Origin of the sequence: Glutamicibacter sp. JC586 (genome assembly GCF_009805585.1) — a bacterium.
Taxonomy (GTDB): domain Bacteria; phylum Actinomycetota; class Actinomycetes; order Actinomycetales; family Micrococcaceae; genus Glutamicibacter.
Window position 1 is genome coordinate 30,501 of sequence record NZ_VHIN01000006.1, and the last position, 22,584, is coordinate 53,084.

Sequence of the window (22,584 nt, forward strand, 5' to 3'; positions counted from 1 at the left end):
TTTTTGGTACGCTTTTGGCGCGGACTGCGACTAAGTCCAGGCACAACAAAGCCGGCAGTCCCGCATTCAAAAAATGCGAACTCTGCCGGCTTGGCTGGTCATGAAATTACTAGTTCAGCTTCGCGGTCCATGGGTCAATGACCTCGGCTGGCTGCTTGCGAGTAGCCAGCCAGTGGCCCAGCCACAGCAAGAGGAAGATCGGTAGGCCGACATAGCTTGAGGCCATCTGCAGCAGATTGCCGTCCAGAACTGCCTGGTAGTTCTGGCCAGCGATGACCACCAGCAGGATGACGAAGGCAAGGAATGGACCCAGCGGGAACAGCGGAGCCTTGTACGGCAAATCGGCAAGACTCTGACCGCTGGCGATGTACGCCTTACGGAATTGATAGTGGCTCACCGCAATCCCGACCCACGCGATAAATCCGGACAGCCCCGAGACGTTCAGCAGCCAGGTGTAAGCCTCGCCCTGTCCGATGATCGCGGTCAGGAACCCGAAGAGCCCCACCGAGGCGGTCAAAAGCATGGCCGGCACCGGAACACCTCGCTTGTTCAAGCGTGCAAAGATCTTCGGAGCTTTGCCGTCTTTGGCCATGGAATAAAGCATGCGCGCAGAGGCATATAGGCCTGAGTTGCCTGCCGACAAGATGGCCGAGAGGATCACGGCGTTCATCAACGCGGCAGCGAAGGCGATGCCGGCTCGCTCGAAGACCAAGGTGAACGGTGAGGTGGCGATATCAGATGCTTCGGATGACAGCAGCGAAGGATCCAGGTACGGGATCAACATGCCGATGACAAAGATGGCGCCGATGTAGAAGAGCATGATTCGCCAGAAGATGGTCTTGATGGCCTTTGGGACATCGCGCTGCGGGTTTTCCGCTTCACCTGCGGCGACACCAACCAGCTCAGTTCCCTGGAACGAGAAGCCGGCAATCATGAACACCGAAACGATGGACAGCCAGCCGCCCACAAATGGCGCGTCCCCGTCGGTCCAGTTGCTAAATCCTGGCGAGGTTCCGCCGATGATGCCGAAGATCATCGCGAAGCCGCAGATCAGGAACACGATGACCGTGATGACCTTGATAGCAGCCAGCCAGTATTCGCCTTCACCGAAGGCCTTGGACGACAGGGCGTTGAGCCCGGTGAGCAGCACCAGGAAGATGGCGGCCCAGATCCATCCGGGAGAGTCCGGGAACCAGTAAGACATCACGATGCCCGCAGCAACCAGCTCGGCGGCGACGGTAATGGCCCAGTTGAACCAGTAGTTCCACCCGATCGCAAAGCCGAAGTGGCGGTTGACGAAGACGGTGGCGTAGGTCTGGAACGAGCCTGCGACAGGAAGCCGTGCACTCATCTCGCCCAGCGATTGCATCAACAGCAGCACCATGATGCCAATCAGGGCATAAGCGACGAGCGCGCCACCGGGGCCAGCTTCAGAGATCGTGCCGCCGGACGCGACGAATAGTCCGGTACCAATTGAGCCGCCAATGGCAATCATCTGCATGTGGCGAGCTTTGAGGCCACGCTTCAGGCCGTCCTGGGACGGTGCGGGCTCAGTCATGCGTTACATCTCCTGATGCTTAGAAATTTCCAACCTTTCAATCCAAGCACTCTGACCAGTCCCAATGCTATGAACCGCGCTACAGTAAGCGATCAATAATCTTTCGCTTAGCCCAAGAATACGGAGGATAAATTGCGCTCAGCGTATCTACCACCGTTGTTTTGTTGAGTTCTGAGCGCATCTGCGAAAGACGATCAAAGCCATGTTTGCCATGATAAGAACCCATACCGCTGGCACCCACGCCGCCAAACGGCAGGGTTGGAATCACCATTTGAGCCAGTGGGGCGTTGTGTACGATCGCTCCAGCACGAACCCGATCCGAGAAAATCGACTGCAGTCGGGGACTCTCACTCATCAAATAGGCAGCTAGCGGTGAAGGACGCCGGGCAATAAATTCCAAGGCTTCTTCAAAGGTCTTGACCTCGATGACCGGAAGAATCGGACCGAAGATTTCCTCGGTCATCAAGGTGCCTTCTAGATCTACGTTGCGCATGATGGTCGGCGCAATGCGTAGCGTCTCTTCGTCATACTCACCACCAACAACAACTTCACCTTGCTCCAACATTGCCAGGAGGCGGTCAAAGTGCTGACGGCTAGCAATCCTGCCGAAGTCTTGATGAGTGATCGGCTCTTTACCGTAGAAGCTGGTGATGGCCTGTCCCAGCCGGTTGATCAACGATGTAGCATCACCGATGCACAAGATGTAGTCCGGCGCGACACAGGTCTGTCCTGCATTCATGAATTTCGCGTAGGTCAGTCGTTTAGCAGTAGCCGGCGAGTGATTGTCCACCACCGCAGGGGACTTTCCTCCCAGCTCCAAAGTGGTTGGGGTCAGATGCTTTGCTGCCGCCATGGCGACAATCTTTGCAACTCTCTCACCCCCGGTATAGAAGATGTGGTCCCAGCGGGCCGCGAGTAGCTCAGTGGCTGTATCCACTCCGCCTTCGATAACCGCAAAGACTCGCTCATCGAGGTAGAGCGGAAGGAATTTGGCTAAGGCACCAGAAGTGGCCGGAGCCAGTTCTGAAGGCTTGATGACCGCCGCGTTGCCAGCAGCAATAGCGGCCACCAAAGGGGCCAGCACCAGCTGCAGAGGATAGTTCCACGCGCCAATAATCAAAACCACTCCTAGAGGGCGTGGTTCGATCTTGGCCATGGCCGGCTGTAGTGACAATGGGACCTTAACGCCGGTGCTGTCCATCCATTCAGCCAAGTGCCGCAGCGCATGATCTATCTCGGCACGAACCACATCGACTTCAGCGAATTTTGCTTCTGTCGCACTTTTTCCAAGGTCTTCATTCAGAGCCTGCAGGAAGTCCTCAAGATGCTCTTCGAGCATCTTCTCCAGCGCTCGCAATTGTTGGACGCGGAAGCGGCGCGGGTGCGTAATTCTGGTATCGGCTGAACGACGAAGATGGCTCAGGACCGTAGCAATACGAGAAGGATGCTCGTCCACCGGCGGCGCGGAATCGCCGACCGGTTCAGGCAATGGAGTGGAAGTAAACAGACCCATGATTTGAGACTACGTTACGAAGCGAAAGTTTCCTCAAATAATTCCCAAGTTCTTCAATATGTATCAAGTATTTGATACATTAACTGTCATGGATCAACTCTCGGCGAGCGCTTTGTCGGTAGCCATTGCGGCCACCATAATCTATCTTTGGCTGCGCTCGGTGGCTACGGGAGGCAAGGTCCCTGCCCTTCAGCGGGCCAGGTCTCATTCGTTCTGGTGTGCGTTAATTGCTTTCTTCGTCTCTACGTCCGGGGAGCTTAGAAAGTTGTGGGTGATTGATGGACAGACGGAGCCGACAATCTCACTGATCATCATCGCGCTGAGTGCCGGAGGGTGGATCGCTCTGGTCTACATCATCGGTTTGTTTACCTGGCCACAGGAGCTACAGCCGGTCCGTGTTGCTTCCTTAGAACCTCGGACATTTACCTCACCTTTCCCCCGAAAATTGGGGGCACTTGTTGGTGCCCTCGCTGTGGTTTCAATTGCGCTTCTCTGGCCGGTATCTCAAGTTTCGGGTCAGAGTCCCCAGGGTTATTCCGAGACCGAATCCACTAGCGACTTTGGCGAACCCTTCGAGCAAGTTTCAACCGTCACGCCCGGATGGCACTCCGGCACTGAAGTGGCTCCACTTTTAGCACTGAGCATTCTAGGAGTGTTGGTTGCTGCCGCATTGGTCAGTTTCGTCATTCTCAAGCGCCAACCTTTGACCGGAATATCGACTGCGCATAACCAACAGTTGCGCACCGTATGGCTCAACAGGCTCTTGCGGCATACCGGCTGGATCCTCGTTGGCATTAGTGTTTCTGCAATCTCCTATGCCGACCCCATACTAGGTCCCGAGTGGAGCCGCATCTCAACATTTGCGTACCTTGGTCTGGGCTTCGTATTGCTCGTTTGGGGACCGAACGTTCCAGCGCTGAAGAACGAACACCCCAATGTGCATTCAGCTTTCGCGCGGATGCGATCGCACACTCTGACGGTTTCGTATATTGCAACGGCAGTATTGCTGGTCTGTTCCTACGTCATCGCTGTAGTTGCCAGTGAACGCACTTATGAAGTGTCCACTGTTTATGGCGACATGAGAGCCAGACTTTCAAACACTTCACTCGTAATCGTCTGGGGCGCACTTGCCGTAGTGCTCTTCTTGGTCATTTCGGCCGGTTTCGCGCTCTATGCTGACCGACGCGCCAAACATGGCGCAACACGCTCCCCACAGACTCAGAATCTCCCTTTTTGGGTGTATCTCATTGCCGCGCTTTGCGTAACCAGTGGTAGCGTTTTGCTCTACATTCCCGACGCAGTCCCCTCGAACATGCGAGTTTCCCCCTGGTTGACCACGGGGGTTATTGTCGGGTTGCTGATATTCGCTGCCGGTTATCACTGGTGGATCCGCCGTTGCGCGGTACCGTGGGACGTCACAATGGAGCAGGAGATCTGGTATCGACAAGTGTTGGAATTCCGCGCCCTGCGGGTGTTAAGTAGCGCGTTCTTCCTGCTGCCTGGATTAGCTTATCCAGACGAACCGGCCGTAATCGCCCTTGGTGTGGGCCTATTCTGCATTCCAGCTTTCTTAGTGGTACCCCGACCAAATCCCGTTGCTCTCCAAAGCGCACGCGCATGAGCACGCAGATCAGTGTAGATCTTGAGGCTGCTACCGCACCTTATGAGCAAATCCGTTCGCAGGTAGCCTCGCTGATCAATCTTGGCGAACTAACTGCCGGTAGCAAGCTACCTACCGTTCGTGCGCTGGCCACGGACCTTGGTGTAGCCGCAGGAACGGTAGCCCGCGCCTATAAGGAGCTTGAAGCTGAAGGTCTCATTTCTTCGCGACGTCGCGCCGGCACGGTGGTGAACGAACGCTTAGCACCCGTCGATACGCATGAAGACCTTGTGGTTGCGGTAGACAACTTGTGGAAACTGGCCGCAGCGCACCATGTCGATGCCGCGACGCTTAAGGCTTTGGTGGCGCGACGTGAACCGTAAGAATTTGTTCTAGCCATCCCTACTGCGTACGCTCTAGACCAGTGACACGGGGTGTCGGAGAAGCCGACTGAGATAAGACCCGTCGAACCTGATCTAGTTCACGCTAGCGGAGGGATGTCGCATGACTCTACCTACCGTTGCCCAAAAATATCGGCAGCACTCCCCCTTGGTTTTTTGTCTGACGAATACTGTCGTCACCAACTTCACCGCCAATGCTCTCTTAGCTTCGGGCGCTTCACCGGCGATGACCAATCTGCCCGGCGAGGCCGGGCCGTTTGCGGCCGTCGCATCTGCAGTACTGGTCAACCTCGGTACACCGAGCACCGAGCAAATGGTTGCTATGGAAGAAGCAATACACTCGGCGAACGCAGCTGGCACCCCATGGGTCCTAGATCCAGTGGCAGTGGGCGCTCTACCAGTGCGCACCGACTTTGCGCGTCGTATCGTGCAGCAGAAGCCGACATTGATCCGCGGTAATGCTTCGGAAATTCTCGCCTTAGCGGGTAAGGACTCCACCGGCCGGGGCGTTGATGCAACAGATACCGTACACGCCGCTGTGGCCGCCGGGCGTGAATTGGCTCAGGCTCACGATTGCATTGTTGCCATCTCCGGTGAGGCAGACGCGATCATCGATTCACACCGCACGGCTCTGGTGCACACCAATGGCATCGGGCTGACCAGAATCACCGGAGGCGGTTGCGCACTTGGTGCTTTTAGTGCTGGCATGCTCGCCGTGCATGATGACCCCTTTGAAGCCACCATCGCTGCACACGGCTTTTATGGCCTAGCCGCCGAAAAGGCATTGGCTAACAGCACTGGACCGGGAAGTTTCGCAGTGGCATTCATTGATTCACTGGCATCCGCTGAGCCCGAGGAACTACAGAATTTGAAGTACGAGGAATTGAACCATGCATAATATCGGCGCTTACTTAGTAGCCAACACTGCCAGCTGTACCCCACGCACCACACTGGAAGTAATCGAAGGTGCAGTAGCTGGTGGCATCGAATGGATCCAGCTGCGAGCCAAAGATGAGACCGCCCGCGAATTCTTCGAACTGACCTGCGCTGCGGCCAGGCTAACCGAAGGCAAAGCGAAGCTACTGGTCAACGACCGCATTGACGTGTTCCTGGCAGCACGCGCGGCCTCTGCAGCTGTCAGTGGAATTCATATCGGTCAGAAGGATGTTCCGGTGCGTCTGGCACGTCAAATCATTGGCGAAGGCGTCATCGGGCTGAGCGCTTCCACCGATGAACAGCTGTCACAGGCCAATCTTGATGCTGAAGTCATCGACTACCTAGGCGTGGGGGCAGTACGCGCTACCCCCACCAAAAAAGATCACCCCACCCCGCTGGGATTGGATGGGTTTACCCGCGCAGCCTCGCTGACCGAGTTGCCCTGTGTAGCTATTGGCGCAATCACTGCAGAGGATGCCACCGCAATCCGTGCAGGTGGCGGCTCCGGTCTAGCCGTCGTTCGGGCCATCTGCAACGCCGAGAATCCGCAAGAAGCTAGCGAGCAACTAGTTGCCGCATGGAAGGCAGCACAGTGAAAAACATTCTCTCCATCGCCGGCTCCGACCCATCCGGTGGCGCCGGAATCCAGGCGGACCTAAAAGCCATCGCCGCTAATGGTGCCTATGGTATGTCCGTCATCACCGCCCTGACTGCACAGAACACCCAAGGGGTCAGCGCGGTTCAGGCCATCGGCGGCGAGTTTGTCCTTGCCCAGCTTGAAGCCATCGGTGCTGATATACAGATTGATGCCATCAAGATTGGGATGCTGGCCAACGCCGATGTCATCCGGGCTGTCACCAGCTGGTTGGATTCCGTGGATGCCCCTGTCGTTCTTGACCCCGTCATGGTGGCTACCAGCGGGGATCGCCTCCTCGAGAATGAGACCGCGCTTGATTCTTTGCTCAACCGTGCCTCGGTAATTACCCCCAACCTATTGGAGCTGGCCACATTATTGCGCGAGCCCGCAGCTGACAACTGGGCTGATGTCCTAGAACAGGCCCAACGCCTGGCAGCCAAACATGACGTTCTAGTTTTGGCTAAGGGAGGGCATCTGGCCGAAGATCGTTGCCCAGACGCACTCGTTGAGGCCGAAGGGGTTGTAGCCGAGTTCAGTAATCCCCGGCATCACACCAAGAACACCCATGGCACCGGCTGTACCCTGTCCAGCGCTCTGGCCGGCCAGTACGCAACCACTGGTGATTGGGTGCAGTCTCTGGAAAATGCCAAGGCCTACCTGTTCCGGGCCATCGGCACCGCCGATGAGCTCAACGTGGGTAGTGGGCACGGCCCGGTCAACCATTTTGCCGACTTCTTCGACGCTTCTGATCCAATGCAGGATTGGTGGCAGCAAATCGAGGGCTTGCGTGAGTCCATCGATAATTTGGAGTTCATCACCCAGTTGGCCGACGGCACACTGGCACCAGCTGACTTTGAGCACTACCTCGCGCAAGACGCCTTATACCTTCAGCGTTACGCTCAGGTGTTAGCTGAGGCCAGTGCCCTAGCGCCCGAGCTTGATGCTCAGCGTTTCTGGGCCAACTCTGCCAGCCAGATCCTAGAGGGTGAACTTCAGTTGCACCGCAGCTACCTCGCCGAGGGAAGCGCCAACCCCAGCTCTATCACGCTGAACTATGTGAACCACCTTGCGGCGTCAAAGCACAGTTACGGTGAGCTGATTGCGGCGATTCTGCCCTGCTACTGGCTGTATCAGGACATTGGCAAGCGCCTTGCTTCGGCCAATCATGAGCAACACCCCTATAACAAGTGGCTGGTTACCTATGCCTCGGAAGAATTCGACCTGGCTACCGAGCAGGCCATCAACATGGTGCGTAGCGCGTGGAAGAAAGCCGATGCGGACCAGCGCGAGCGAATGCGGCTTGCCTTTATGCGTTCTTCGGAGCACGAGGTGGCCTTCTTCGACCAGGCGCGAGTGAACCGAGTAGAATTCTCTACGGTCTAAAACGCACGGGCCACAACCTGGAGGATTGTATGAGCTGGAGCATTCACGGCAATGGAAAGACCATCAGCCCGGGCGAGGTTGTTGCCCCCGATGAGCGCTTGCACTGGCCGCAGACCATTTCCATTGGAGCCCAGCACATCTTGGCCATGTTCGGGTCCAGCATTTTGGTACCTACGTTGACCGGTTTCCCGGTCACCACCACCTTGCTGTTCACCGGCTTGGCCACCATTATCTTCTTGCTGATGACTAAGAACAAGGTGCCTAGCTACCTTGGCTCGTCCTTCGCGTTGATTGCTCCGGTCATCTCCACCACCCAGTCACACAGTATGGCTGGTGCGCTGGGCGGAATCGTGATGACCGGTGCATTGCTCTTTGTGGTGGGTCTGATTGTGCAGGTCACCGGCACGGCGTGGATTCACACTCTGATGCCCCCGGTAGTCATGGGTACCATTGTTGCGCTGATTGGCCTGAACTTGGCTAGTGCAACCTTGGCACCAATGACCGACTTCCCACTGACCACCTTCCTGACGGTGATCTTCACGGTGGTAGCCACCGTGGCCTTCAAGGGCTTGCTGGGACGCCTGTCGATTCTGGTCGGGTTGGTTCTTGGTTACTTGCTCGCATTGGTGCAGGGTCAGGTTGATTTCAGTGCAGTCGCCAAAGCTGACTGGGTTGGCCTGCCACAGTTCACCACTCCAACCTTTCATCTGGACACCGCGCTAATGTTCCTACCTGCGGTCTTTGTGTTGATTGCTGAGAACATTGGACACGTGCGTACCGTGGGTGTGATGACCGGCCGAGACCTCTCAAAGTTCAACGGACGCGCGTTAATGGCTGATGGTGCAGGCACTGTTCTCGCTGGACTCGGCGGCGGCTCTGCGACAACTACCTATGCAGAGAACATCGGCGTGATGGCTGCATCACGCGTGTACTCCACCGCAGCCTATTGGGTAGCGGCCATTGTTGCTATGGCTTTGGCCTTCCTGCCAAAGTTCGGCGCACTAGTGGGCACCATTCCAGTGGGTGTTATCGGCGGTTTGGGCATTGTCCTGTACGGCATGATCGGTATTGTTGGTGCCCGCTTGTGGATCGAAGCGAAGGTTGATTTTGGCAATCCGGTCAACCTGATGACAGCTGGTACGGGTTTGATCATCGCTATCGCGGTCACCAGTGACATCACCTTCGGGCAGATCCAGCTCGGTGGTATCGCCCTGGGGTCGATCGCCACGTTGGTCGTCTTCCACTTGATGAGCCTGGTAGCCAAGCTTCGTGGTTTCGACCCTGCCGAAGTGTCGAAGCAATCTTGAGAGATTAAGAATATTTTTTGATCGGTCGGCGCCGCGAGTTTTTTCGCGACACCGACCGATTTTTTGTTGTAATCTCCCGGCTGGTTAGGCATGAGAGATAGTAGGGATTCACCCTTCCTGAACGTCTCATGTAAGGACTCCTTCCAAAATGTGACGGTTATCCCACAAAAAACTGAAAATAAGTGATTTTCATACCATCCAAATCGGATAGCATGGCTCATTGTGACTGCGACAACATCAGACGGAAAACTCTCCGCGCGACTCATCTTTATCGCCCTTGGGGCGGCACTAGGTGGGTTCGTTTTTGGATATGACTCATCAATCGTTAACGGCACCGTGGACGCTGTCGAGCACGAATTCGGGCTCAACGCGGTAACCATCGGTTTCACTGTTTCCTGCGCCTTACTCGGTGCAGCACTAGGGGCTTGGGTGGCCGGCATGGTCTCCCAACGTGTGGGACGCGTACGCACCATGGTGTTCGCCTCCGCCCTCCTCATCATCTCGGCCATCGGCTGTGGCCTGTGCTTCAGCGCAGTTGACCTGATCGTTTGGCGTATTGTCGGCGGCATTGGCGTGGGCTTCGCTTCGGTAATTGCTCCGGCCTACATCGCCGAAATTTCCCCAGCAGCCGTCCGCGGCCGTCTGGGCACCATGCAACAGATGGCCATCGTATTGGGCATCTTCGTAGCATTCTTGGTCAGCGCGCTGCTGGTCTTCGTCATGGGCTCTGCCGATGCCACCGGCCTGTTCGGTCTGGCTGCTTGGCGTTGGATGTACCTCTCGCTGGTAGTTCCAGCAGTGATCTACGGGCTTATGGCACTTCGTCTTCCCGAGTCTCCTCGCTACCTCGTTGAGCGTGGACGCGTGGTTGAAGCTGCTGCGGTTCTGACCCGCGATATGGGCATGACCCCAGGCACAGAAACCGAGCAGAAGATCGAAGAGATTCGCTCTACCGTGCACGTAGAAAACCGTCAGAAGTTTAAGGACCTTTTGGGCCGCTTCGGCTTCCACCCACTGGTCTGGACCGGTATTCTACTTTCGGTTTTCCAGCAGTTTGTTGGCATCAACGTGATCTTCTACTACTCCACTACGCTGTGGAAGTCAGTAGGCTTCGCTGAATCGGATTCGTTCACGATTTCACTGATTACTTCGATCACCAACGTCGTGGCCACCGTCGTGGCAGTGCTGCTGATCGACGTGCTTGGACGTAAGCTGCTACTGACCATCGGTTCGGCAATTATGACCCTGTCTTTGGGCATGATGGCTATTGCCTTCGCCCAGTCGGTCACCGTCGACGGTGCCGTCTCCCTGCCTGGTAGCTGGGGCATCATCGCCCTGGTTTCGGCGAACCTGTTTGTTGTGGGCTTCGGTGCCACTTGGGGTCCAGCGGTATGGGTACTGCTCGGGGAAATCTTCCCGAACTCCATCCGAGCCATGGCCTTGGGTGTGGCAGCCGCCGCGCAGTGGATCGCCAACTTCGTTGTTTCCACCACCTTCCCGGCCCTGGCCGACGCAGGTCTGGCCCTGGCCTACGGCATCTACGCGGTCTTCGCATTACTCTCCTTGATCTTCGTGATCTTCATGGTCAAGGAAACCAAGGGACGCACCCTGGAAGACATGAAGCTGTAAACGTAACGTACTCAGAAGCACGGCGGAGCATGCTCCGCCGTGCTTTTTACTACCTTCATTCAGTGAGTTTGCTCAGGCACCGTTCAAGCTCTGTATCTTCATAAAAGAAGCTACCCTCTTCAACGGGCTTGCAATCAAAGCCGAACGGGATTTCCTTTTCGTTATACAACATCCGAACAATCACCTGCTGATCGTCATTTGAAAATACATCCCACTGGATGTTCGCCCCCATTGGGGCAACTTCCGCACCACGCCACTCATTAGTGTCATAACTGAACAACGTATCTGCTGGCTGTTGTTCTTCACTACCTGGTAGCTTGAGCAGTGCCGCCAACGGAATGAGTTCCTCTGCGTGGGCAAAGCGGAAATCTGCAGCCTGGGTGGTCTTACCCTCACGCACCCCAGCTACCGCATCAAGCATGTCCGTTAGCAACACGTCGGCCATCTTGTAGGTGACATCGTTGCCGGCAATGCTCGGTCCCTTTTCGTAGAAGTCTTCGGCTTCTGAGACCCGCGAGAGCACTAGCGCGTCTTCGCTGGTGAGGAATTCACCGAAGTCGACTTGGTAGTCCTCACCCATACCCGGAGAGATCACATACAACTCGTAAAGGTACATGGCTGCATCCACTACGCTTTCCAGATGCTTCTCGCCTTTGCCGCGGTCCACCAAATCAATGGCTCCACTATCAAGCTTGGTAATGAACTCTTCGGTAAAGAGTCGCGAGAGCACATGCTTGGATGCGTCAACGATCTGCGGATCCTCTTCAACCTTCTCCAAGGTCTCAACCAGAACCGGGTCATTGTCGATGAAGTCGTTGTAGGCCTGATCTGTGTCATGGAAATACAGCAGCTTTTTGTCCGTGCGTGGTTCACTGATCAGTGGCTTAATATCCTGATCTTCTTCAACTAGTCCCTGCGAAAAATTTTGCGCGCTATCCACGGCACGGTCCACACCGGAGGTCACGATGTTGATCTTCTTCTGCTCGTCTTCGGCGCCCTCGAAAAGCCCCTCCATACGTTCGTAGGCGCGTTCAGCCATCTGCTGATGCTCGTGTTCTCCCTCGGTGCTTAGCATTCCGTAGCCAACCTTTTCGTGCACCGCGGTAATCTGCGCAACCACCGGACCCAAGCGTTCTCCGGTTTCGGTCAGGGCGTTTTCTTTCTTAGCCATTTCCCACAGTTGGGTGATGAGGTCGTCGTATTTTTTGCTCGAGAGCAATCGTGAACCATGTCGGGCCACATGCTCAATGAGTACTGGTTCGAACTCTTCTGGTGGCTGCGAATACTGCACATCTTGTACTGGGGCGGGATAGGTGGCCTTGGTACCCAAGGCCAGGCGTGCCGCCTGATCGTCATGGGCGGCTTGGCTCGGTGCGCTGCATCCGGTCAGGGCGAGCATCACCCCTGCCAGTGCTAGTGAGGTGAAACGAGTGTACTTGGCCATGCATTGCTCCTTGGGTGAGAGTGATGAGTGATTTTAGGGTTGTGCAGTTGAGGCGCGAGCCACCAGTTGCGGGGTGTAGAGCTCGCGCAGTGCTTGAGTACGTCCGGCGGTGCGTTCGGCAATCGCGTCCACGGCCCGGCGGCCCATATCGACCTGCGGCTGGTCGATACTGGTGAGGCTGGGGTAGAGCAATCGGGCTAGGGCCGTGTTGTCATAGCCGATCACCGCTAGTTGCCCGGGCACCTGAACCTGCTGTTCATGGGCCAACCGGATCACTTCAGCGGCCGTTAGGTCGTTATTGCACAGCACCGCATCTATCCCGCTGGCGCTGAGCTGCTCTAGGTTTATGTCTTCTCCGCTCTCCACCTGAAGAATGGTGCACGGCAGCTTGGCTGCTTCAAGGGCCAGGACCACCCCATCGATACGTGCGTGGCTGGTCGCGCTGGCGGAGCGAGAGAGATAGGCGATGCGCTGGTGCCCGGCCTGAACCAAATGTTCTACCGCTAGTTGGGCACCAGAGACATCGTCGCTGGCGATGGTGTCCACCTGCGCGGGTGGATCCGCCAAATGGGTGAGCACCACCGTCGGGACCTCACTGCCGGCACGTTCCAACACCTGACGTGGAACCCACGAAGAAACAATGACCAACCCATCAACCCGCAACTCGATCATGGTGTCGATTTGGCGTTCTAACTCTTCGGGATTCTGTCCACCATTGCCGATAATCACCCGCGCATTCAGTTCCTTGGCGCGAGTCTGGACTCCCTGAACAATTCCGGTGTGGTGTTGGTTATCGAGCTGATTGAGCACCACTCCCACCAGCCCGGAGACCCCGCGCACCAGTGAACGCGCCGCTGAATTAGGGCGATAGCCTAACTCTTGGGCAGCATCGAGCACTAGATCACGATTATTCGCGCTCACTCCGCCGTCCCCGCGGAGCGCCCGGGAGGCCAAAGACTTGGAGACTCCAGCACGTTTGGCCACATCAATAATGGTCGGGCGGCGACCGGCCGTCAGTTCCGCTACCATCTCAGCTACCAACCCGAATGCGGGTGAATTCCTCGACAAAATGGTCCAGTGCCGGGTAGTGCGCACCGGGCCCCTGGGCGACGAACGCCGGGGCAAGGTGTTCGCCCATTTCTCCCGCGTCGAGCAACAGTGGCTGATAGCTGCCTCCGGCGCGTTGGACAATCAACGCACCAGCGGCCACATCCCAAGGATTCACCGAACCACCAAAGGCACAGTCCACCCATCCGGCGGCCACATGGGCCAGGGTCAATGCGCCTGAACCGGTGCGCCGCAGTGAGGAGAACGCCTCAGCGAGATCACCAAAGTGACCCAATGCAGTCTCCCTATCAGCTTCGAGATCCCGGGCCGTGGGGTACCCAGTGATCATGGTCGCTGCCGCTGCCGGCTGTGTCGCCGGGGTGCGCAGGATCTGACCATCTAGGTAGGCATGTTCATGATCGGCGCTAAAGAGTCGTCGTGCTATCGGATCAAAGATCGCCCCGGCCACCAGTTCGCCATCCACGGCGACTCCGATAGAGACACAGAAGAAAGCTAGACCCTGAGCAAAGTTGGAGGTGCCATCGATTGGATCCACATACCAGGTCACCGGGCCTTGCCCGCCCTGGGCTCCACCTTCTTCACCGATGATTCGCCAGCTAGGATCACGTTCTAGCAAAAACGGCACAATCAACTCTTCGGCGGCTCGGTCATGTTCGGTGACCAGGTCGTGGCGGTCGCGCTTGTAGTCGATGTCCATCTGACCGCGGAATACCTTTTGCAAATATTCTCCGGCGAGAAGGGCGGCTTCTTCGGCGGTGGTACGCAGGAGGCTGGGCAGTTCAGGCACTGTACTTTCTCATTTCATTCAGTAATTCTTGGGGTGTGGCGACCACGAGGTCGGCAGTCACCTCAACGGTGTAGGGGCGTTTGGCGCTTCCCGGGGAGGGCATCAGCACGTTGCCACCAATCCCGGCGCGCACCCCGCATAGGACATCGCGATCCAGGTGGTCCCCGACATACCAGCAGTCGGCGGCACTCAGCCCCAGCGCCTGGGCACCCAGATGCAGGAAGTCCGGGTTGGGTTTACGCAGCTCACACTCATCGGAATACAGTTCGGCAACAAAATAGTCGCTGAGCTTTTGTTCTGCCAGATAGTCGCGGTGCACCTGCCCACACATGGCATTGGAGACCACTGCCACCGGCAAGTCGATTTTTGCGCACCAGGCCAATAGCTCGGTGATACCCTCACGTAGTTCGCGGTGCTCCTTGGTGAAGCTGATCAGGTAGCACAGCTGCTGATAGTGAGCTTCGATGGTACGACGAGCTTCTTCGGGCCAGTCCGCGGCGATGAAGTCCAAAACGTAGGTGTGCTGGTCTAGTTCTTTGGGGTGGCGCGGCCGGGACATGGCATTGCGCCAGAGCCCAGCGGCCACCGCCCCGGCGGTGATGTCTGCGATCAACCGGTCGCGTGAGACCATGGGTTCTGATCCGATCAGTACCAGGAACTCATCGGCCACCAATTGCTGCCAGTTCGCCGGTTTTTCGCTGTTGACAATGACTCCGCCGAAATCTAAAAGTAGGCCTTTGGGCAATGCTTGCAAGCTCATGCTGCTACCGCCTCTACATTTCTCACGCGTTCTCCCGTGGCATCAAAGAGGTGCAGTTTCTGTGCGAGGGCCTGCACCTGTTGTCCCTCGGCGAGCGCTGGGCGTTGCTGTGAGGTGGCGAAGTAACGCCGCTCACCGTCACTCAGCTCGATAATCCACGAACCACCGGTGGGCAGTAGTGCACTGACCGTTACGGACAAGGAGAATTTCCCGGGCGTCGGCGTCGTGGTGATGTGCAGGTCTTCAGGCCGGATACCCAGTGACGTTGCGGTGGAGTCCATTGACTTCATCCAGGTATCTGCGGATTGGTTGTGCCCCGATTCAATGATGTTCATCGGTGGACTTCCCATGAATTCTGCGACAAACCGATTGGCTGGGGAATCGTAGATCTCGCTGGGGGATCCGACCTGTTGGATCCGTCCCTGATCCATCACCACAATTCTGGTAGCCAAGGTCATGGCCTCAAATTGGTCGTGGGTTACAAAAACCATCGTGTTACCGGTATCCCGATGGAGCCGCTGAAATTCTGCACGCATTTCTAGACGCAGTCGGGCATCGAGGTTGGAGAGCGGCTCATCTAAGAGCATCACCTGCGGGCGTGCTGCCAGTGTTCGGGCAATGGCCACACGCTGTTGCTGCCCGCCGGAGAGCTCCCCGGGGTAGCGGTCAGCTAATTCGCTAATCGACAAGGTCGCCAGGGCCTGGTCCACAAGGGTTGCACGTTCGGCTTTGGCTAGCTTTTGCACGCGCGGGGCAAAACCCACGTTGTCTTTGACATTGAGGTGCGGCCATAGCGCGTAGTTCTGGAACACCAATCCGAGTCCGCGGCGCTCGGCAGGAACACACTTACCTCCGGGCACGTCGTCGAAGGTGGTCCCGTTCACCACAATTTCGCCGGTTGTGGGATGTTCCAGCCCTGCGATCATGCGTAGTGTTGTGGACTTGCCGCACCCCGACGGTCCCAGCAGGCATAGGAACTCCCCTCGTTCCACCTCAAGGTCTACGTCCTGTACGCTCGGGCGGCGGCTCCCAGAGTATGTTTTGCCCAAGCCTCGCAAACTGATCATCGGCTCCATATGAACTCCTTGTCGCTGTGCTTTTACTTGGCCGAGGTGCGCCACAGGTCTTGCCAGATTTCGCGTGATGCCCAGTCGGTTTCCAGCCCAGCGTTATCAAACTGGAAGATTTCATTGAGGTGTTTTCCTACATGGGCAGCGTCTTCAGGCTGTTTGATCGACGAGTTTGCCGAGATCTTTCCATCGGAGATCTGAGGTTCGATGCCCTCTTGAGTCAGTACGAAGTGTACAAAGAGCTTGGCGGCATTGGGGCTCTTGCTACCCGAGGCAATAGTCAGTGACTTAGGCGAGGCCTTGCCCACCCATGGAACCAACCCTTCACACACACCAAGGGAGTAACCCTTTTCCTCAATATTTCGGTACTTCGCGCTGGACATCAGTGCCATCGGAGGATCATCCTGCCCGCCTGCTCCCACCGCTTCGGAAGCCTCTTCACTGGATTTGGTAAGGATCGGCTGATTGGCAGCCATTCGAGAAACCCATTCTGCAGCGGCCGAATCCTTGTCGGTTACCAGGTCCTCACCGAATGCTTCCTTATAGGCATCGCGGAGTTGCTGGTCACCGAACTGTGCCATCTGGCTGTACCAGTCCAGAGCCCCGTTATCACCGACGGGGTCCTGGAAGGCGACCTTCTTAGTGAATTTCTCCGTGGTGAAGTCCCATATGTTGGTTGCTGGGCAGGTATTAAAAGCCTCGGTGTTATAGGTCCAGAAGCTCGGGTCGGTAATCATGACCAATGGTTCTTGCATCGAAGCATCGATATTCGGGGCTAGGTCTGCCGGGACCCAGTTGGTGACAAAGTTATTGGGCAACAGCTGGTTTTTGACCGCGGGTAGATCAGAAATCGCCACGACGTCCCCAACCACATTTCCGGCCTGTGCTTCCCGGGTCACTTTTTCAATGGCTTCGGCCGCATCAGTTTTCACGCCGGTGGCTTTGATCCCGTAAGCCTTGGTAAAAGCAGCAGCCATGTCTTCTACCTTGGAAGTGCTGTCGTAAATGGTAATCGGGCCTTCTGCCTTAGCTGCTGAGATTAGTTGGTCCAGATCAAAATCTTCAGCAGACTGGGCCACGGGTGCAGTGGTGGCCGCCGGGGCCTGGCCAGCGCAGCCGGTGAACAACAGGGCGCTCAGCCCTAGGCCCACAACGGTGGTCCATCGGTGAGTTGATGTAGTGCTCATGGTGAGGCTCCTTAGATATTGGTACTGCGGTGGATGATGTTTGGCTCAACCCAGCGAATCTGCCAGGTTGCTTCGAAAGAGTTTCTGTGTCGCCCAGGTGCCCAAGAGGGCTATTGCGCAGATCATGACCACTACCGCGTTGGCGGCATGGCTATAACCGAAGTCGATGAGAGTCATGGACAGCGTGGTCATGAGTTCCGTACCTGGCGTCGCCAAGATAATCACCAGACTCAATCCTTGAACTCCGGAGACGAAGGGCAGCAGGGTTGCGCTGGCCAACGAACTACGCACCATGGGCAGTATTACCGTGCGTAGGCGATAGCCGAACCGTGCACCAAGACTCTGAGCTGCTTCTTCGCTTTCCGCCCCGAGCTGCATCATGGCAGTGACCCCGGCCCGGGAAGCAAAGGGCATTTCGTCGGCGATCATGATCAAAATCAGAATGGTTGCCGTGCCATACAGCGCCGGGATGGGGCCACGGGGCACCGCGAAGAGGGAGAGATAAGCTACCGCAAAGGCTAGTCCGGGAACGAGGTAAGGCATGAAGGTGATCACGCGCAGTGCCGTGCCCAACTGTCGCAGGGGAGAGCGCACCACTACATATCCCACGAGCAACCCGAGTAGGCCAGTGCATAATGCCGCTAGGCCCACCATCCACACGGTATTCCACACTGCACGCCAGGTTGCGGCCGAAACCAATACGCCTTGGCTGAAACCAACGGTTGGGAGATCATGGCCTATCCAATAATCCGCGGTGAAGTTTTGTACGGAAAAGTCCCCCGGAACCCGCATCACGGTGGAAAGTACCAAAGTGCCTAGCGGTATCAGTACTGAAATAGTGAAGAGCAGGCTAACCACGGCCAACGCCGGAATACGCCAACGGATCAACGGTTCAGTTTGGGTGAGCGTTGCCTTGCCGTTAAGGGTTGTAAAGCGTTGGGCCTCGCGCAGGAACCTCAGATCAACCATCAGTGAGATGCCGCCTAAGGCCACCATCACGGCGGCGATCACCGCGGCGATTCCAGATTGCTGGGTTGAGATACTTTGGTGCAACGTGGTGGACAGAACCTGAAATCCTGCCGGAAGTCCCAGAACATAGGCCACACCAAATTCGCCGATGGCTTTGGCGAACATGAGGGTAGCCGCGGAGAGAAGAGCAGGGCGTAGCAGGGGCAAGGTCACCCGCCACCACCGTTGTTGTGCACTGGCGCCACTGATCCGAGCGGCCTCATCGAGTTGCCCAGGAAGATTTTTCAGGGCGTTGGAGACTAGAAGGATCACAAACGGTGTGAAGTGCAGGGAAAAGATCACGATTATCGGAACTGGGCCGTAAGCCAACCAATTCGGCGGTTCCCAGCCGAGGGTTTCCATCCAGCCTTGTTGGCCGGCGTTGCTGCGGTTTCGGAAGATCGTGGTCCAGGCCAAGGCGAAGGTCCAGGCCGGCAGCATATAAGGAACGATCAGCGCGCTAGCGAACCATCTCCGGGCGGGTAAATCGGTGCGGACCAGTAGCCAGGCCACGGGAACTCCCACTGCCAGCGCGATAAGCATCGAGCACAGTGAAACCCAGAGGGTATTGAGCAGCGGCGTGTAAAAAATAATGTCCGAGACGGGGGAGGAAAAAACTCGGTCAAGGTAATATCCGGTGAGCGTCCCGGCTGATGCTCCAGCCTTCGCTTCATCGCCAAATCCCACCTGGATCGCACCTAGTAACAGGGAAATCACTGGGGCAAGGATGAGGTACCCAAATATCAATAGAAGAAGGACCCCAAGCAACGTAGCTGGGTGACGAAGAATAATTCTGGCGCGGTAACGCGGTGAATCTTGTGTTGATTTAGCTGATGTGGAACGTTCCCTTTGTGGCGTAAGCAGTGCCATCAAATCCTCCGCGTGCTCGCCGTGCCTCATGCCAGCAGGGAGAATTCCCGGGCACAATCACGAGATTAGGGAGGCTAAACGACGCGTAGATGGCATAAAGGTGAACGATTCGATACTGCTTGTGGAACGTTCCCATCTGAGGGATCTTAAAAACGCTGATGCCAACAAGGGCTGCCGCTCTTATAGGAAGGGCAGCCCTTGTCAGCTTGCACTACTTAGAAGAATTTGCGTTCTACCAAGCCTTGCGGGGTACATCGATCCCCGCCTCGCTTTGCACTTCAAGGACCTTATCTAAGGTCGGACGCCCAACACGCACCGGACCCTGATCCGCCAGGGGAATCGTGATCGACTGCCCAGGAAATAGATCTATTTGCTCGTCGCGAACCCAGATCGGGCGGGAGTGGGCTCCTTCAAGGGTGAACTGGATAGAGTCCTTCTCCAAGCGCACCGCAATACTCATGCCGTGCCAGGCTAGGTTGAAGCTAATTGAACGCCACTGCTCAGGCAGGCGCGGGTCAAAGCACAGCCGGTCATCGTCATCGCGCAATCCGGCAAAACCGTAAATCAGCGCGGACCACACACCACCGGTGGAGGCCACATGAATCCCGTCCCCGGTATTACCGTGCAAGTTCTCCAAATCCACGTTCAGCGCATGTTCGAAGTATTCCCACGACAGTTCGCGGTAACCCACTTCGGCAGCCAATATTGACTGCACCGTGGCAGAGAGCGTGGAGTCTCCCGTAGTCAGCGGATCATAGTAGTTAAAGTCCGCAAGCTTTTGTTCGGCGGTGAAGTCACTGGAGCGAAGCCACAGGGCCAGCACCGCGTCGGCCTGCTTGATCACCTGGAAACGGTAGATCACCAGTGGGTGATAGTGCAGCAGTAGTGGTCGCTTATCAGGTCCGGTGTTTTCCAGATCCCACACTTCACGGTTCAAAAAGTGCTCATCCTGCGGGTGAATACCCACCGATTCCGAGTACGGAATGTGCATGCAGTCCGCCGCCTTGAGCCACAAGGCAATTTCCTCGGCTTCAAGTTTCAACGACTCAGCCAACTTGGCATAGCGTTCGGGGTGCGCCAAGGCCAGTTCGGTGAGCAGTTGGGCGCTTCGGCGAAGGTTAAACCGCGCCATGACATTGGTATATAGGTTGTCGTTGACCACCGCAGTGTACTCATCAGGACCGGTCACCCCGTGAATATGGAAACGCTCGTTGCCTTCCTGACCGCGCCAGAAACCCAACGAAGCCCACATTCGGGCGGTTCCTACCAAGATCTCAGCTCCACCAGCGAGCAGGAATTCATCATCATCCATCACGCTCAGGTAGCGGTTCAGCGAATAAACGACGTCCGCGTTGATGTGATACTGCGCAGTTCCTGCTGGGTAGTAGGCGCTGGCTTCTTCACCGTTGATGGTGCGCCATGGGAAGAGCAACCCTTCCTCATTCATGATCCTGGCCCGGCGGGTAGCCGCCGGAATCATCGCCACCCTGGCTCGCAGGGTATTACGCGCCCATTGCTGGTTGGTATAGGTCAAGAACGGCATCACATAGATTTCTGTATCCCAGAAGTAGTGTCCGGAATAACCGTTGCCGCTCACGCCCTTGGCGCTAATTCCTAGCCCGTCAGCACGACCGGCAGCCTGAGCCAACTGGAAAAGATTCCAACGGATCTTGCGTTGCATGGTTGTGTCGTCGGTTTCCACCACAACATCGCTACGCTTCCAGAAATCGGCCATGAATGCGCGCTGGGTGCGTAGGTGCTCGTCCATGCCCTGTTCTACCAAATGATCCAGCGCACGATCTGAACGTAGCAGCATTTCTTGGGCCGGATGGCGGCGCGAACAGTTGTAGACCGCGAACTTGGAGACACGAATTCCTTGGCCGGTCTCAAGTCGGGCGCTGATGACCTCATCGGCTCGCTCCTCGGCGCTATTTCGGGTGATGTGCAGATCCTGCTGCGCCCCACCGGTGGTGGCGACTTTGTGTTCCACCACCGTGGCTACCGACATCCCTGAACCTGGGACTTGATAGGAGACGCCGAGCCGCGAATCATTCACCGAATTACCGGCTGGACGCAGCGGGTTAACGCTGGCTTCTTCACTCTTGCGTGGGTCCCAAACCCCAGCATTCGACGCGTCAGTCTCCGCCGGAGTTGCGACGGTACGCGCGGAACTGTAGCCAATGACCGAAGACTGCACGAGCACGCGCGCCGGAGCGTCGAGTAGGCGTACGTGGACATCCTGGAGTGCTAAGTGACGGTCAGTGAAGGAAATCATGCTGCGAGCCATTACCGCGACGCGGTGCCCCTCTGCGGTACGCCACAAGGTGCGGGCGCACAGGGTGCCGTCGCGGAAGTCCAAACGTAGCTCGTCGTTCAACATCTCGGTACGCCCGACTTCCAGGGCCTCATCGTTGATGAATACGCGCATGGTTCGAAAGTCTGGCGCGCTGATCATGGTCTGTCCGGTTTCGGCTAGGCCGAAAGCACTTTCTGCGTGCCGAATCTCCCAGGCCTCATGCAATCCGTTGATGAACGTGCCCCCACTTTGGTCACCGAGACCCAGCTGGGCGGCCCGTGAACCAAGGAAACCGTTACCGAGAGAGAAGACGGTATCTTGAGCGCCATCGGTGTCTCGGTTTTCATCGCGCAGCAACGACCAAGGGTCGGTTTCCCATGCCGTGGCCGATTCCTCGGTGGCTAGTTCTGCCAGGTCTTCGATGACAAAGTGGGCTCCTGCTTCAAGTAGTTCAGCCTCATTGTCTTCCCGTGCCACACCGATCACACCAAAACCACCGGCGCGCGCAGCGGCCACTCCGCTGGTGGCATCTTCAATGACCACACATTCTTCGGGGCGCCAGCCCAGGTCAGCGGCGGCAGCTAGGAAGGTGTCTGGGGCGGGCTTGCCAGGCAGAGACCGGGTGGCGGCTTCTTGTCCGCTCATCACCATCGGGAAGTGTTCCTCCAAGCCAGCGGCGGCCAACACCGTGCGTGCATTGCGTGAGGAAGACACCACGGCAACGTCTAGCCCGGCATCCAGGACTTGCTTGAGGAAAGCCACCGAACCCGCATAGGGCTCAATCCCGTCACGCGTGAGCACTTCGGTGAACTTGTCGTTTTTCATATTGCCCAAGGCACAGACGGTGTCTTGGCCCGCCGGATCATCCACGGTGCCCCACGGAAGTTCTATGCCGCGTGAAGCAAGTGTGGCTTGGACCGCGTCATACCGTGGGCGTCCGTCAAGCAACTCAAAATAGTCTTGGTCGGTGTAACTGGCCACGCCCGGGTATTGGTCAAAAAAGGCGGTGAAGAGTTCATGCCACGCCTTGCGATGAAGCAACGCGGTCGGGGTGATCACACCATCCAAATCAAAGAGGACGGCTTTGTAATCACGGTGTCGGTACTCAGGTCGATAAGCGTTCACGATCG

At 56.8% G+C, this 22,584-nt stretch carries 17 protein-coding genes and 1 riboswitch; of the genes, 7 read left to right on the forward strand and 10 right to left on the reverse strand.

Translation table 11 applies throughout. The features are described from left to right. Positions 1-109: 109 nt before the first annotated feature. Together FJV47_RS06085 and FJV47_RS06090 are read right to left on the reverse strand one after the other, a co-directional pair. Complete coding sequence (locus FJV47_RS06085; RefSeq protein WP_159611060.1) at positions 110-1,558, reverse strand: amino acid permease; 1,449 nt, start codon at positions 1,556-1,558, stop codon at positions 110-112. Positions 1,559-1,637: 79 nt separating this feature from the next. Further along, positions 1,638-3,071 carry an aldehyde dehydrogenase family protein gene (locus FJV47_RS06090; RefSeq protein WP_159611062.1) on the reverse strand — a complete coding sequence of 478 codons (1,434 nt, stop codon included), beginning with the start codon at positions 3,069-3,071 and terminating at the stop codon, positions 1,638-1,640. 88 nt (positions 3,072-3,159) lie between these two features. Here FJV47_RS06090 and FJV47_RS06095 point away from each other — a divergent pair, with 88 nt between their 5' ends. The 7 genes from FJV47_RS06095 to FJV47_RS06125 all read left to right on the forward strand — a co-directional run bounded on the left by FJV47_RS06095 (position 3,160) and on the right by FJV47_RS06125 (position 10,964). Beyond that, positions 3,160-4,692 (forward strand): hypothetical protein, encoded by a 1,533-nt coding sequence (locus FJV47_RS06095; RefSeq protein WP_159611064.1) that lies wholly within the window; start codon positions 3,160-3,162, stop codon positions 4,690-4,692. Beyond that, entirely contained in the window at positions 4,689-5,054 is a 366-nt protein-coding gene (locus FJV47_RS06100) for a GntR family transcriptional regulator (RefSeq protein ID WP_159611066.1), read from the forward strand. The genes FJV47_RS06095 and FJV47_RS06100 overlap by 4 nt, the downstream gene beginning before the upstream one ends. Before the next feature lie 37 nt (positions 5,055-5,091). Further along, positions 5,092-5,186: riboswitch (TPP riboswitch) on the forward strand. Further along, a complete protein-coding gene (thiM, locus tag FJV47_RS06105; protein WP_159611068.1) occupies positions 5,176-5,970 on the forward strand; it encodes a hydroxyethylthiazole kinase in 795 nt (264 codons plus the stop codon). It overlaps the preceding riboswitch by 11 nt. After that, the gene (thiE, locus tag FJV47_RS06110) at positions 5,963-6,604 is read left to right on the forward strand and encodes a thiamine phosphate synthase (RefSeq protein WP_159611070.1); all 642 of its coding nucleotides are present in this window, start codon (positions 5,963-5,965) and stop codon (positions 6,602-6,604) included. The genes thiM and thiE overlap by 8 nt, the downstream gene beginning before the upstream one ends. Beyond that, positions 6,586-8,028 (forward strand): bifunctional hydroxymethylpyrimidine kinase/phosphomethylpyrimidine kinase, encoded by a 1,443-nt coding sequence (gene thiD, locus FJV47_RS06115; RefSeq protein WP_159611072.1) that lies wholly within the window; start codon positions 6,586-6,588, stop codon positions 8,026-8,028. Before thiE ends, thiD begins: the two co-directional genes overlap by 19 nt. Before the next feature lie 29 nt (positions 8,029-8,057). Beyond that, positions 8,058-9,335, forward strand: a complete 1,278-nt coding sequence (locus tag FJV47_RS06120) for a uracil-xanthine permease family protein (RefSeq protein ID WP_159611074.1) — start codon at positions 8,058-8,060, stop codon at positions 9,333-9,335. Positions 9,336-9,557: 222 nt separating this feature from the next. Continuing rightward, a complete protein-coding gene (locus FJV47_RS06125; protein WP_159611076.1) occupies positions 9,558-10,964 on the forward strand; it encodes a sugar porter family MFS transporter in 1,407 nt (468 codons plus the stop codon). 55 nt (positions 10,965-11,019) lie between these two features. On the opposite strand, the gene FJV47_RS06130 is transcribed toward FJV47_RS06125, so the two are convergent. The 8 genes from FJV47_RS06130 to FJV47_RS06165 all read right to left on the reverse strand — a co-directional run bounded on the left by FJV47_RS06130 (position 11,020) and on the right by FJV47_RS06165 (position 22,579). Continuing rightward, complete coding sequence (locus FJV47_RS06130; RefSeq protein ID WP_159611078.1) at positions 11,020-12,408, reverse strand: histidine-type phosphatase; 1,389 nt, start codon at positions 12,406-12,408, stop codon at positions 11,020-11,022. Positions 12,409-12,441: 33 nt separating this feature from the next. Continuing rightward, entirely contained in the window at positions 12,442-13,437 is a 996-nt protein-coding gene (locus tag FJV47_RS06135) for a LacI family DNA-binding transcriptional regulator (protein ID WP_159611080.1), read from the reverse strand. A gap of 1 nt (position 13,438) precedes the next feature. Continuing rightward, positions 13,439-14,263 carry an inositol monophosphatase family protein gene (locus FJV47_RS06140; protein ID WP_200831960.1) on the reverse strand — a complete coding sequence of 275 codons (825 nt, stop codon included), beginning with the start codon at positions 14,261-14,263 and terminating at the stop codon, positions 13,439-13,441. After that, entirely contained in the window at positions 14,256-15,023 is a 768-nt protein-coding gene (locus FJV47_RS06145; RefSeq protein WP_159611082.1) for an HAD family hydrolase, read from the reverse strand. The genes FJV47_RS06140 and FJV47_RS06145 overlap by 8 nt, the downstream gene beginning before the upstream one ends. Further along, entirely contained in the window at positions 15,020-16,099 is a 1,080-nt protein-coding gene (locus FJV47_RS06150) for an ABC transporter ATP-binding protein (protein WP_159611084.1), read from the reverse strand. Before FJV47_RS06150 ends, FJV47_RS06145 begins: the two co-directional genes overlap by 4 nt. Positions 16,100-16,122: 23 nt before the next feature. Continuing rightward, positions 16,123-17,280 carry an ABC transporter substrate-binding protein gene (locus tag FJV47_RS06155; RefSeq protein WP_159611086.1) on the reverse strand — a complete coding sequence of 386 codons (1,158 nt, stop codon included), beginning with the start codon at positions 17,278-17,280 and terminating at the stop codon, positions 16,123-16,125. A 45-nt stretch (positions 17,281-17,325) separates the two neighbouring features. Next, positions 17,326-19,005: an iron ABC transporter permease gene (locus tag FJV47_RS06160; RefSeq protein ID WP_200831961.1), complete on the reverse strand. Its 1,680-nt coding sequence runs from the start codon at positions 19,003-19,005 to the stop codon at positions 17,326-17,328. 385 nt (positions 19,006-19,390) lie between these two features. Continuing rightward, the gene (locus FJV47_RS06165; RefSeq protein ID WP_159611089.1) at positions 19,391-22,579 is read right to left on the reverse strand and encodes a beta-phosphoglucomutase family hydrolase; all 3,189 of its coding nucleotides are present in this window, start codon (positions 22,577-22,579) and stop codon (positions 19,391-19,393) included. Positions 22,580-22,584: the final 5 nt, after the last annotated feature.